General features: G+C 55.2%; 1 protein-coding gene. It reads right to left on the reverse strand.

Annotated elements, in window-relative coordinates:
* Positions 1-60 precede the first annotated feature (60 nt).
* Positions 61-1209: an integrase core domain-containing protein gene (locus AC0LWE_RS22305; protein WP_174343875.1), complete on the reverse strand. Its 1149-nt coding sequence runs from the start codon at positions 1207-1209 to the stop codon at positions 61-63.
* Positions 1210-1299 lie beyond the last annotated feature (90 nt).

Below are 1299 nucleotides of genomic sequence, written 5' to 3' on the forward strand. Positions count from 1 at the left end.
TGTATGAACCGGTCACATGGGTTACAGATCTGACCGGTCACACAGGTAACACTTTTTGACTTAATCGGCCCGGATTATACGATGATTTCGTCTGTCGTACCGGGCCAGTATCAGTTCACCAAATCCTATCTCATCCAGATCTTCTTCGACCTGCTTCATCCATATCCATTCTCCCCTCAGCGCCTCCGATAAAAATATCCGGGTACTGTTAAAGCATAAATCGCCTTTTACTGAGACGCGTAATGTCCGTGCATCATCCGGTACCGGCATTGCCTTCCATGGGCCGGTAAAGATGCGCTCTGACGGATACCAGACCGAGCCGGGTGTTTTTCCGCCCAGCGCCTTGTGGGGGCGAATGTCATTAAACTCACTACGCCAGGCATCCAGCCAGGCCTGCTGCTCTTCCAGGGACGTGAACTTTGTATGCCGCTTTAGTGCATCCTTCAGGGTCCGGTGCATCCGCTCATGCCGCCCGTTCTCCGTGGGTTTACCCGGCCGGATACGTTCCGGCAGGACACCACATTTAATCAGCCAGATGGACATCTGGCTCAGCCCCCACAGGCCAGCACCGGCAAACGGCGGTCCGTTGTCCGTACGCAGCACCTGCGGCATACCGCATTCCCGGAACACCCGTTCAAGGCAGGGAATGACAAACCGGCCGTCAGGCATATAGGTGGCATCGCACGCCAGCACTATCCTGCTGCAGTTGTCGGTCAGCGTGAAAGGATGACACCAGCGCCCGCCGGTATGAGTAAATTTACCCTTGAAATCGGCACTCCAGACCTCATTCGGGTGGACGACAGTATGTAGTTCATGAGGACGTGTGGATTTAAAAGCCGGAGGCCGACGCTTTTTAACCAGCCCGTGAACCCGAAACAGCTCTCCAATCGTACTGGCCGCAGGCACGCAGATGATATTCAGGTTAAGCAGTCGCTGCCTGATTTTCTCCGGCCCCCATAGCGGGTGCTGCTGTTTAGTGTCCAGCAACAGCTGCACCATGGGTTCAGGGGTTGAGTTCTGGTGATGGCGCGCCCGGGAGCGGTCAGCCAGGGAGGCTGCATCATCCGGTGAAAAACGGGCCAGCCACTTGTAACCGGTCTTACGGCTGATATTAAAGCGGCGGCATACCTCGGCAACGGGAAGGTTGCCTTCAAGGCAGGCCGCGACAAACTGCAAACGTTGCATGGTAACAGTCTCAGTCCAGGGCACGGTAAACCTCCGTCAGCTGTTTACCGTACTGTTATAACCTGTTACCCATGTGCCCGGTTTAAAGTGTTACCCATGTGACCGGTTCATACA

This window comes from Lelliottia sp. RD5 (assembly GCF_056032945.1).